The sequence below is a fragment of the Actinocorallia libanotica genome (genome assembly GCF_039525175.1).
GTDB lineage: Bacteria > Actinomycetota > Actinomycetes > Streptosporangiales > Streptosporangiaceae > Actinocorallia > Actinocorallia libanotica.
The window spans coordinates 191103-200277 of the sequence record NZ_BAAAHH010000010.1; the positions used below are offsets into that span (position 1 = coordinate 191103).

11 protein-coding genes are annotated in these 9175 nt (G+C 72.1%); 7 read left to right on the forward strand and 4 right to left on the reverse strand.

The features are described from left to right. Positions 1-5: 5 nt before the first annotated feature. Positions 6-164: a hypothetical protein gene (locus ABD140_RS15330; protein WP_344241204.1), complete on the forward strand. Its 159-nt coding sequence runs from the start codon at positions 6-8 to the stop codon at positions 162-164. Positions 165-203: 39 nt separating this feature from the next. On the opposite strand, the gene ABD140_RS15335 is transcribed toward ABD140_RS15330, so the two are convergent. The 4 genes from ABD140_RS15335 to ABD140_RS15350 all read right to left on the reverse strand — a co-directional run bounded on the left by ABD140_RS15335 (position 204) and on the right by ABD140_RS15350 (position 5009). After that, entirely contained in the window at positions 204-923 is a 720-nt protein-coding gene (locus ABD140_RS15335) for an ABC transporter ATP-binding protein (RefSeq protein ID WP_344241206.1), read from the reverse strand. Positions 924-949: 26 nt separating this feature from the next. Beyond that, on the reverse strand, positions 950-2695 hold the full coding sequence (locus ABD140_RS15340) for a branched-chain amino acid ABC transporter ATP-binding protein/permease (RefSeq protein WP_344241208.1): 1746 nt from the start codon (positions 2693-2695) through the stop codon (positions 950-952). Between the two features lie 4 nt (positions 2696-2699). Continuing rightward, a complete protein-coding gene (locus ABD140_RS15345; RefSeq protein WP_344241210.1) occupies positions 2700-3623 on the reverse strand; it encodes a branched-chain amino acid ABC transporter permease in 924 nt (307 codons plus the stop codon). A gap of 66 nt (positions 3624-3689) precedes the next feature. After that, positions 3690-5009 (reverse strand): ABC transporter substrate-binding protein, encoded by a 1320-nt coding sequence (locus ABD140_RS15350; protein ID WP_344241212.1) that lies wholly within the window; start codon positions 5007-5009, stop codon positions 3690-3692. Between the two features lie 159 nt (positions 5010-5168). Between ABD140_RS15350 and ABD140_RS15355 the strand changes: the two genes are divergently transcribed. From ABD140_RS15355 to ABD140_RS15380, 6 genes are all read left to right on the forward strand, one after another. Further along, positions 5169-5804 carry a TetR/AcrR family transcriptional regulator gene (locus ABD140_RS15355; RefSeq protein WP_344241214.1) on the forward strand — a complete coding sequence of 212 codons (636 nt, stop codon included), beginning with the start codon at positions 5169-5171 and terminating at the stop codon, positions 5802-5804. Continuing rightward, positions 5801-6433 carry a TetR/AcrR family transcriptional regulator gene (locus ABD140_RS15360; protein WP_344241216.1) on the forward strand — a complete coding sequence of 211 codons (633 nt, stop codon included), beginning with the start codon at positions 5801-5803 and terminating at the stop codon, positions 6431-6433. The genes ABD140_RS15355 and ABD140_RS15360 overlap by 4 nt, the downstream gene beginning before the upstream one ends. A 106-nt stretch (positions 6434-6539) precedes the next feature. Further along, complete coding sequence (locus ABD140_RS15365) at positions 6540-7055, forward strand: flavin reductase family protein (protein ID WP_344241218.1); 516 nt, start codon at positions 6540-6542, stop codon at positions 7053-7055. A 320-nt stretch (positions 7056-7375) separates the two neighbouring features. Further along, entirely contained in the window at positions 7376-8128 is a 753-nt protein-coding gene (locus tag ABD140_RS15370; protein ID WP_344241220.1) for a FadR/GntR family transcriptional regulator, read from the forward strand. Between the two features lie 100 nt (positions 8129-8228). Next, positions 8229-8729 carry an FAS1-like dehydratase domain-containing protein gene (locus ABD140_RS15375; protein WP_344241222.1) on the forward strand — a complete coding sequence of 167 codons (501 nt, stop codon included), beginning with the start codon at positions 8229-8231 and terminating at the stop codon, positions 8727-8729. Further along, a complete protein-coding gene (locus tag ABD140_RS15380) occupies positions 8726-9166 on the forward strand; it encodes a MaoC/PaaZ C-terminal domain-containing protein (protein WP_344241223.1) in 441 nt (146 codons plus the stop codon). The genes ABD140_RS15375 and ABD140_RS15380 overlap by 4 nt, the downstream gene beginning before the upstream one ends. Positions 9167-9175: the final 9 nt, after the last annotated feature.

Consider the following 9175-nt stretch of genomic DNA (forward strand, 5'->3'; position numbering starts at 1 on the left):
CCCGCATGCCCCGACGCGTCACGGTGCTGATCCCGGATGACCCCGGCCACTTCACCGGCGTGGAATACAGGGACGGCTACTTCAAGGGCTGCTTCGACGCCCAAGAGACTGACGCGCCGGACCGTTCCCGGGGCGGCGCGTGCGAGGGCCCGGGGCTTCGGTGAAGCCCCGGGCCCGGGACGCGGTGCGGTGCGGGCGCGGAGTCAGAAGAGGTCCCAGAAGTCGGGGCGGAGGCGCATCTGCTCGGCGGTCTCCTCGAGGATGATCCGGCCCGAGCGCATGACGTAGGCGCGGTCGGCGATCTGCAGGGCCTGCTTGACGTTCTGCTCCAGGAGGAGGATGCCGAGGCGCTCGTCGTCGGCCAGGGCGCGCAGGGTGCCGAAGATGGTCTCGACCACCGCGGGGGCCAGGCCCAGGGACGGCTCGTCCAGGAGCAGGAGGCGGGGGCGTGCCATCAGGGCCATGCCGAGGCTGACCATGCGCTGCTGGCCGCCGGACATCGACCCGGCCGGCTGCCTCGCCCGCTCCTCGAGGACGGGGAAGAGGCGCCCGACGGCGGCCATGCGCTCGGCGGCGTCGGAGCCGGACGGGGCGTTGGCCGCGCCGAGCAGGAGGTTGTCGTGGACCGAGAGGTCGGGGAAGACGAACCGCTCGGAGGGGATCATGGCGACGCCCGCGGCGACGGCCCTGCGGACCGGGGCGCGGGCGGTGTCGCGGCCCGAGACGCGGACGGTGCCGGACCGGGGGCGGAGCGCGCCGAGCACGCTCCTGATCGCGGTGGTCTTGCCGGCGCCGTTGTGGCCCATCAGCGTCACGATCTCGCCCTCGTCGACCCGCAGGTCGATGCCGTGCAGCACTTGCTTGCGGCCGTATCCCGCGGTCAGGTCCCGCACGTCGAGCAGCGGCTCGGCCGGTGCGTCCATCGGTGTCCTCCTCGTTCCCGTGCCCGTCACTGGGCGCCGAAGTAGGCGTCGGCGAGCCGCGCGGAGCCGGTCAGCTCGGCGACGGTGCCCGACGCGGTGATCTCGCCGAGCTCCATGAAGCAGGCGTGGTCGGCGAGCTCGCGCACCACGTCCAGGTTGTGCTCGACCAGGCAGATGGTGCGGCCCTCGGCGCGGACGGCGGCGACCATCTGGAGCATGGTGTCGACCCAGGCGGCGTCGACGCCCGAGGCGGGCTCGTCGAGCAGCAGCACGTCGGCGCGGGTGGCCAGCGCGCGGGCCAGCGAGACCAGCTTCGACTGGCCGTAGGACAGCGCGTCGGCGGGGGTCTCGGCCCGGTCGGCGAGGCCGACGAAGTCGAGCCACTCCAGCGCCCGCGCCGCGACCTCCCGGTCGGCCCGCGCGACGCCGGGCCGCAGCAGGCGGCCGATCCGCTCCCCGTCCTGGTCCGGCACGGCCAGCATGACGTTCTCCAGGCAGGTCAGCCGGCCCAGCAGGCGCACGTCCTGGAAGGTGCGGACCAGCCCGGCCCGGACGACCAGGTCCGGCCGCGTCCCGACCAGCTCGACGCCGTTCAGCAGGACCGAGCCGGTGTCGGGCACGACGGTGCCGGTGAGCAGGTTGAACGCGGTGGTCTTGCCCGCCCCGTTCGGTCCGACCAGTGCGGTGATGGTGCCGCGCCGCAGCTCCAGGTCGATGTTCCTGGCGGCGGTGATGCCGCCGAAGCGCTTGGACAGCCCTCGCGCGCGCAGCACGACCTCGGCGTCCTCGTAGGAGACGGGTGGGGCGGGCGGCCCCGGCCGCGGCGCGACCACCGCGCGCGGCCCGTCCCCGACCGCGCGCGGCTCCCGTGCCGCGGTGTGCGGGCCGTCCCCGGCGGGGGACGGGGCGAGGCGGTGGAAGCGTTCGGCGAACAACCCCTGCGGGCGGGCGATCATGACGACGACCAGCAGCGCGCCGTACAGGACCAGCTGCAGCAGCGCCGCCTGGCTGCTCTGCACGCCGAGCCCCTCGCGCAGCGCCGGCTCGATCATGGTGAGCCCGACGCCCGCGACGACCGACCCGAGCAGGTTGGCGCTGCCGCCGACGATCACCATGGCGAAGACCGCCATCGCCAGCGGGAACCCGAACGCCGACGGCGTCGCCTGGCCGAGCCAGCCGGAGTAGAGGCCGCCGACGAGCCCGGCCGTGCCGCTGGTGAGCGCGAAGACGCCGATCTTGTAGCCGAAGGTGTTCTTGCCCAGCGCCCGGGTGGCGACCGCGTCCTCGCGGACGCCCTTGAGCACCCGCCCGTAGGGCGACTCGCCGAGCCGCCGGCAGAGCGCGTACACCAGGACGAGGACCGCCGCCGAGGGGACGAGCCAGTCGCGCGGGGTGTCGAGCGCCAGTCCGAACAGGCGCAGCCCGGTGACGCCGGTGAGCCCCATGACGCCGCCGAGGGCGTCGAAGGTCGCGAAGATGCCGATGATCGCCAGTGAGAACGCCAGCGTCATCAGGATGAGGAACTCCTCGGGCAGCCCGAGCGCGATCAGGCCGATGACGACGCCGAACGCCGTCGCGACGAGCACGGCGACGCCGAGCGAGGCGAGGTAGGGCCAGCCGTGCACGCCGGACAGGAAGCAGATGGTGTAGCCGCCGACGCCGGCGAAGGCGGCGTGGGCGACGGAGACCTGCCCGGCGTAGCCGACGAGCAGGTTGACGGTGACGGCGAGCGCCGCGAGGAGCAGCGCCTGGTCCAGATAGTTGATCCACATGGCGTCATGCCTTCTGCAGCGGAGCGGGTCGGTGGGGCCGGAGCCGGGGCATGCGTCCCTTGCCGGCGAGGAAGGCGAGGTAGCCGGCGAGGACGGTGAAGACCGCGGTCTGCGTCCACTGGAGCGACAGCCAGATCGACGCCCACTGCTCCAGCAGCCCCAGCCCGACGCCGACGGGCAGGGCGCGCAGCGGCGAGGAGCGGGTGCCGGCGAGGAAGGCGACCACGAAGCCGTAGATGACCGTCGTGTCGCCCATCGTCGGCTGGACGGTGTAGAGCAGGCCGTACCAGAGCGCGCACGCGCCGGAGACGAGCCCGGCGATCGCGAAGCACGTGAGGTTGACACGGCGCACGCTGATCCCCAGGACGGCGGCCAGGCCCGGGTTGCTGCGGACCGCCTTGACCGAGCGGCCGAGCGGCGTGAACGCCAGGAAGGCGGCGATGGACAGGACGAGCAGCAGGCAGGTGGCGAGCTGCCCGGCCTCCAGGCCGGAGATCCGCACCGGACCGAGCTCGTGCAGGACGACCTCGGGCCCGTAGAACGGCAGGCTGCTGGTCCCGAGCTCCAGCTGGAGCAGGGCGATGCCCGCGGTGCTGACGCCGATCGAGGTCACCAGCACGGCGAGCATGGCGCGGTCGGCGGCGCGGCGGGCGACGGGTTCGTAGACGCCGAGTTCGAGCAGGACGCTCACCGCGACCGCGGTGGCGAGGCCGATCAGCGCCGCCGGCCAGAACGGCACGCCGAGGGCGTCCATGACCCAGTAGGCGGCGTAGGGGGCGACGGTGTAGGTGAGGGCGTAGGCGAAGTGGAAACGGGTGGTGACCCCGATGACGAGGGCGAGCCCCGCGCCGAGCGCGGCGTAGAAGACGCCGCGGGTCAGGCCGTTGGCGGTCAGCTGCCCGAAGTCGGCGGCGAGCAGGTCGTGCATGGATCCTCCGGAATCGAGGGACGGGGGCGGCCCGCGCGGGCCGCCCCCTCCGGCTTCGGACGCCGGTCAGTCCGCGAGGCGGAAGTCCTGACCGCCGATGTCGTAGGCGGCCAGCGGGGTGACCTTGCCGGCCTTGTACTCGAACACGCCCATCGGGCGGCGGGAGACGCTGTGCGTCTTCGTGTCGATCTCCAGGGAGCCGACCGTGGCGGCGTCGCCGCCGTAGACGGAGGCGAACTCCGGGTTCTTCTCCAGTGCGGCCTTCAGCAGGGCGCTGTCATTCGGGTCGCCGCCGTCGGCGGTGACGCGGCGGATCAGGTCCCACACCATGAGGGTCTCTTCGTAGGCGTTGGCGGCGTAGAAGTCGGGCTCGGCGCCGTACGCCTTCTTGTAGGCGTCGACGAAGAGCTTCGCCAGCGGGTTCGCCGGGGCGGAGGCGTCGAAGTAGTCCATGGCGAACGTGAAGCCGTCGGTCTCGAACACGCCCTTGGACGCCTTGACGGCCTCCTCGGTGAACTCGATACCGACGAGCCGGCTGCTGATGCCCGCGGACTTCGCCTGGGCGGCGAACGCGCCGGGGGCGGCGCCGCCGAAGGCGACCCAGAGCAGGTCGGGCTCGTTCTCCTTCACCTTCGCGATCATGTTCGCGTAGTCCTGGGAGGTCGGCGTGACCGTCTCCCACAGGCCGTTGAAGGTCAGGCCCGAGGCCTCGATCTTGGCCTTCATGTCGGCCTGGATGGCCTGGTTGAGCGGGCCGAGGTCGACGCCGACGAGTCCCACCGTCCGGCCCTCGGGGTGGGCGCGCTTGAACCACTCCAGGGCGCCGGGCGCCGCGTCGGAGGGCGCGACCTCGCGGGTGCCGTAGAAGTACTCGGCGCCGCGGGTGAAGACCTGCGCGCCGCCCACGCCGTCCAGGCTGAGGATCCGGTCCTTGTCGGTGTCGGCGAGCATCGCGCCGAGCCCGTCGCCCATGGAGGTGATCTTCGCGGGGACGCCCTCGGAGGCGAGTTCCGAGGCCGCCTGCTTGGCGGCGACCGGGTCGGGGCCCTTGATGTCCTTCACGCTGAGCTCGATGGCGGGCCCGCCGGCCGCCTTGATCTGCTCGACGCCGAGTTCGATGGCGTTGCGCATCGACTCCCCGTTGGCCGCGGACGGGCCCGAGAGGGTGAGCGCCGCGCCGAGCTTGAACCGCACCTGCGGGCCGAGGTCGGTCCCGTCCTGGATGCCGAGGACCTTCACCAGTTCGGCGGCCTGGCTCTCGGCGTCCGCCGCGTTCACCCCCGAGCCGCTCGACCCGCAGGCCGTCGCGGTGAGCGCGGCCGCCGTGGCGATGAGGAGGGGGGTGATCAGCCGTCGCCGAAGGAAGGCGCTGCGAGGGGATGACATGTTCTTCTCCGTTCCGAACGGTCCGTATTGATCACTACAGTGAATGGAGCGATCGCTACAGAGACGCGCTGTGACGGTACCCACGATGTGATGACCGACACAAGACCCGGTGCGGCAGAATTTCTGGTGCGATCGGACGGCCAGGGGAGACATGCACGGATGAGGAAGACGGCGCGACGCCACCAGCAGGGCGAGGAGTCAAGGCTGCGGATCCTGGACGCCACCCTGGCCATCGCGGCCGAGCGGGGCTACGACGGCACCTCGATCGCCCTGGTCACCGAGGCGACCGGGCTGCCGCCCAGCTCGGTCTACTGGCACTTCCGCAACAAGGACGAGCTGCTGGCCGAGACCCTCGAGCACAGCTACCGCCGGTGGCGCGAGACCGCCCCGACCTGGCAGGACCGGGTGGGCATCGCCGACCCGGCCGAGGAGATCCGCGACCGGCTGCACCGCGCCTCGCGCGCCATCGTCGTCAGCCCCGAGTTCTGGCGGCTGGGCCTCATGCTCGGGCTGCTCAACCGGCAGCAGGAGCCGACCGCGCGCCGCCGCTACCTGCAGGTGCGCGCCGACACCAGGAGCGCGATCCAGGAGTGGTGGGAGCAGGTGCTCGCGGACGGCGACCCCGACCGCCGGAGCCTGGTCGCCGGGCGGATGGCGCGGTTCCACCTCATGGTCATGGACGGCCTCTACCTGGGTGTGCGCTCCGACCGCGGCTGGCGCCTGGACCGGCTGGTCGACCTGATCGCCGACGGCGTGTACGCCCAGGCCCGGACCTGGCTGAAGGAGGCGGCGTGAGCGGCGCGCGGACCCCCGGCACGCGGCCGGCCGACCGCGAGGTGTCGCGCGTCCGGATCCTCCGGGCCGCGGCCGAGATCGCCGCCGAGAGCGGCTACGAGGGCACCACCATCTCCAAGGTCACCAAGCGGTCCGGGCTGCCGGCCAGCTCGGTCTACTGGTTCTTCCGGGACAAGGACCACCTGATCGCCGAGGTCATCCGGCACGGCTTCGAGCAGTGGATCTCCAGCCAGCCGCGCTGGGAGCGCGACCCGCGCGACGAGCGCCCGCTGGCCGAGGGGCTGCGCGCGATCCTCTCGCGCTCGGTGCGCTCCCTGCCGCAGACGCCCGACTTCCTGCGGATCGGCCAGATGCTGCTGCTGGAGGCGCGGGAGGTCGAGCCGGAGGCGCGGCAGTACTTCCTGGCCACCCGCGACGAGGTGGCCAGCAGCATCGCCGCCTGGTTCACCTCCTACTTCGACGCCGGGCTGCGGGCCCGCCGGCCGGAGCTGGCGCGGGACCTGGCGCACATCGTGCTGGCCGCCACCGACGGTCTCCTCTTCGCCCACCAGATCGACGACGCCCTGGATCCCGACGAGTTCGTCGAGGTCGTGGTGGCCATCGTCGAGCAGGCCGTCACGTCCGATTGAGCAATTTTCGACACGTCCGTCGGGATTTTTAGGAGAAGGGACGCTTGTCACCACGGGTCACGCGTGGCAAGCTCTGTAGCGATCGCTACAGGGAGGAGTTCCCGTCATGCCACTGACCGTCCAGGGGGCAGGAACCGTCGAGTCGTCCCGCTTCCGGCAGGTGCTGGGCCGGTACCCCACCGGCGTCGTCGTGGTGACCGCGCTCGACGAGACCGGCACCGCCATCGGCATGGTGGTGGGATCGTTCACCTCGGTCTCGCTCGATCCGCCGCTGGTGGCGTTCCTGCCCGACAAGGGCTCCAGCTCGTGGCGCGCGCTGCGCGCGTCGGGCGACCGGTTCTGCGTGAACGTCCTCTCCGCCGACCAGGAGGACGTCTGCCGCGCCGTCGCGACCCGCAAGACCGACAAGTTCCACGACATCGGCTGGCGCCCCTCGCCCGCCGGCAACCCGGTCATCGACGGCGCGGCCGCCTGGATCGACTGCGTCACCGAGCAGGTCCACGACGCGGGCGACCACCACATCGTCGTCGGCCGGGTGCTGGTCCTGGACGCCGGCGACGGCGACCCGCTGCTGTTCTACCGGGGCGGCTACGGCTCGTTCGCGCCGCACCCGGCCGCCTGAGGCGCGCGGCGCCGTGCGTCCGCGTGCCCGGCGCCCCCGCCTCGCCGGGTTAGAATCCGGTGTGCCCCCGCGGGCCGCGGCGTGTGGAACCCCGCGCCGGCGGGTCCTCGGCCCCGTGGTGATGGCCGTCGGGCGACGAAACGTGCTAGAAACATCTTACCTTTGGTATTCCGGATCTCGCGCCCCCGTACGCGCTCGCGCGGTCGCGGGGGCGTTCCGGGTCCGCGCCTTCGTGCGAAGATGTTTCTCCGCTCCGGAGGTTTCCGGGCGGTTGCGTTTTCGACGTCCGATGTTTTGGCTGATCACGGAGGCAGGGCAGAGTGTCCAGTGCTAACCGCAAGACCGTCGGCTCCTCGGATCCGGCCGTCCTTCCGGTCACCCGGTTGCGCCCCGCGTACCAGCAGGTCGCCGACCAGCTGCGCGAGCTGATCCTCGACGGCTCGCTGGCGCCCGGGGACAGGCTCCCCCCGGAGAGCGAGATCGGCGGGAACTTCGGGGTGAGCCGCAGCACGGTGCGCGAGGCGCTGCGCGTGCTGGCGTCGCAGGGGCTGGTCAAGACCTCGCGGGGCACCACCGGCGGCACGTTCGTCTCCAGCGTCGACCCCGACCAGATCAGCGACTACCTCGAGGTCGGCATCGGCCTGATGTCCGGCTCGGCGGCGCTGCCGCTGCCGGCCATCCTGGAGGCGCGGGAGCTGCTGGAGGTTCCGGCCACCGCGCTGGCCGCCCGGCGGCGGGAGCAGCACCACCTCGACGCGCTGCGCGCGGCCATGGAGCGGGAGACGCGGACGCGGGGCCGCAGCATGAAGTTCCGCGAGCACCAGCACTTCCACGACGTCATCATGCAGGCGACCGGAAACGGCCTGCTGGCGATGATGACCGAGCCGGTGTTCCACGTGCTGCGCACCCGGTTCCTCAAGCCCTCGCCGGTGACGCACGACGGGTTCTGGGAGATGGTCGACCAGGAGCACGCGGAGATCGCCGAGCGCATCGCCGCGGGTGACGCCGAGGGCGCCAGCGAGGCCATGCGCGTGCATCTGGTCAACATCCGGGGCGCCTACCGGGAGGAGTGAGCCGGGCGGCGGGTGAGAGTCCTGGACAATATATGTCTGACTTTATAATATCGAGCGCCGGACGAGGTGCTCGTCGTTCTCTCTCACCCGAGGATGTCCCATGTCGTTGCTCACCGATGAGGTACGCGCGCTCGTCGGCAGGAAGAAGGTCTACACCGCGCCGGAGGAGTTCGGCGCGGCCGCGGGCCGGTACTTCGGCCTGGCGATAGGCGACCACAACCCGCTGTACTCCGATCCGGAGTACGCCAGGGCCCAGGGGCTGCGCGGGGTGACGGCCCCCCTGACGCTGGTCTGCGAGACCAACCAGTACGCGAACCTGCCGATCCCGCCGGACGGCTACGCCGGCCACGAGTGGGGCATCGAGATCCCGGGCACCCGCAAGGTGCGCGGCGGCAACTCCTACACCTTCCACCGCCGGATCCGCCCCGAGGACGTCGTCACGGCCACGTGGGAGATCACGGACGCGTCCGCGAAGACGACGCGCTCGGGCGCGGAGATGCTCATCATCGCCTCGCGGGCGACGTACACCGATCAGGACGGCGGCCTCCTCGCCGAGAACGAGGAGACGATCATCTTCGTGGCGCTGGAGGCGGGAAAGTGACGACGCAGGCGGTTCACCGGGTCGGCGAGGAGCTCCCGCCGCTGGAGCGCAGGATCGGCCTGTCGGACATGGTCGCCTACGCGGGCGCGACGTGGGACTGGTACCGGCTGCACTACGACCCGGAGTTCGTCAGGGCGGCGAAGGTCCCCGGCCCGGTGGTGGACGGGCAGGTGTTCGGGGCGCTGCTGGTCGAGCAGATCCAGGACTGGCTGGGCCCGCTGTGCTTCGTGCAGAAGCTCGACTTCACCTTCAAGGCGCTGGTCTTCGCCGAGGAGACCGTGCGCTGCGAGGGCACGGTGGCCGAGGTGGGCGAGGACCACCTGATCCTGGAGCAGCGCGTGGTCGTGGTGGGCGCGGACGGCGGGGTCGACCGCGTCGCCGCCGCTCCCGCCCGCGCGCGGGTGCTGCTGGGCAGGGCCGACGGTCCGGTCGCCTGAGCGGCCCGC

Bases quoted from the DNA above. Each gene is read 5' to 3' on its own strand.
- ABD140_RS15365 (WP_344241218.1), top strand. From the start codon at position 6,540: ATGCCACTGACCGTCCAGGGGGCAGGAACCGTCGAGTCGTCCCGCTTC.
- ABD140_RS15355 (WP_344241214.1), top strand. From the start codon at position 5,169: ATGAGGAAGACGGCGCGACGCCACCAGCAGGGCGAGGAGTCAAGGCTG.
- ABD140_RS15330 (WP_344241204.1), top strand. From the start codon at position 6: ATGCCCCGACGCGTCACGGTGCTGATCCCGGATGACCCCGGCCACTTC.
- ABD140_RS15375 (WP_344241222.1), top strand. From the start codon at position 8,229: ATGTCGTTGCTCACCGATGAGGTACGCGCGCTCGTCGGCAGGAAGAAG.
- ABD140_RS15335 (WP_344241206.1), bottom strand. From the start codon at position 923: ATGGACGCACCGGCCGAGCCGCTGCTCGACGTGCGGGACCTGACCGCG.
- ABD140_RS15345 (WP_344241210.1), bottom strand. From the start codon at position 3,623: ATGCACGACCTGCTCGCCGCCGACTTCGGGCAGCTGACCGCCAACGGC.
- ABD140_RS15350 (WP_344241212.1), bottom strand. From the start codon at position 5,009: ATGTCATCCCCTCGCAGCGCCTTCCTTCGGCGACGGCTGATCACCCCC.
- ABD140_RS15340 (WP_344241208.1), bottom strand. From the start codon at position 2,695: ATGTGGATCAACTATCTGGACCAGGCGCTGCTCCTCGCGGCGCTCGCC.